Origin of the sequence: Kocuria sp. CPCC 205260 (assembly GCF_040981045.1) — a bacterium.
In the GTDB taxonomy this organism is placed as follows: domain Bacteria; phylum Actinomycetota; class Actinomycetes; order Actinomycetales; family Micrococcaceae; genus Kocuria; species Kocuria palustris.
In genome coordinates this window covers 1-698 of record NZ_JAVKPT010000044.1, presented here as the reverse complement: position 1 = coordinate 698, position 698 = coordinate 1, and the positions used below count along the sequence as shown (strand labels likewise).

General features: G+C 37.2%; 1 protein-coding gene. It reads right to left on the bottom strand.

All coding sequences use genetic code 11. The annotated features are described in order from the left end of the window. Positions 1–224: 224 nt before the first annotated feature. A partial coding sequence (locus RF645_RS13035) for a transposase (protein WP_368819249.1) occupies positions 225–698 on the bottom strand: 474 nt, incomplete at its 5' end.

Here is a 698-nt window from a genome sequence, read left to right as displayed (position 1 = left end):
CCTGTCTTATACGTGAAAAAGTTGTCACCTTTAGGATGGTTAAACTAAATATGTTACTATCTATTTTTCTTATCACTAAATGAGTTACGCATTTTTAATTTTATCACTATATGGGTTGTCAGCGAATCCCCATTATACCTAACTAGGTTACTCTTTTTAAGGAGCTATCCCTAGAAAGGTTACGGTGATGATATTCTTTCAAATGCAAAGATACACATTTTCAACTAATTAGAAGAATTTTCCCAAGGATTTTTCCACATTTTCTGCTGTGGCCCCGCTTGAGTATGTGCAACAGATGGTGTTTGATTACCGATACTCATATGCGGTCTTTCGTCGTTATAAAACGCAATAATCCTGGTCAGTTCCTTCTTACATACTTTACGAGTAGGAATTGTCATCCTATAAAGCCATTCCGTTTTTAAAATGCCGTTTGCACGTTCTGCTATGGCATTCTCCAAAGGATCTCCTGTTTGAGTCATACTTATTTGTGAGCCATGACTTTTTAGGATAGACACATAATTCTGACTGCAATACTGGCTTCCTCTGTCAGAGTGATGGATGAGTCCTTTTGCAGTTTCTTCATCAATGCTTTTATATGCCATTTTAAGCGCTTCTAATGGATATACAGTTTCTAATGTTGGACCAACAGCCCATCCAACGATTTTATGGGAATACAGGTCTGTTATAAGCGAGAGGTA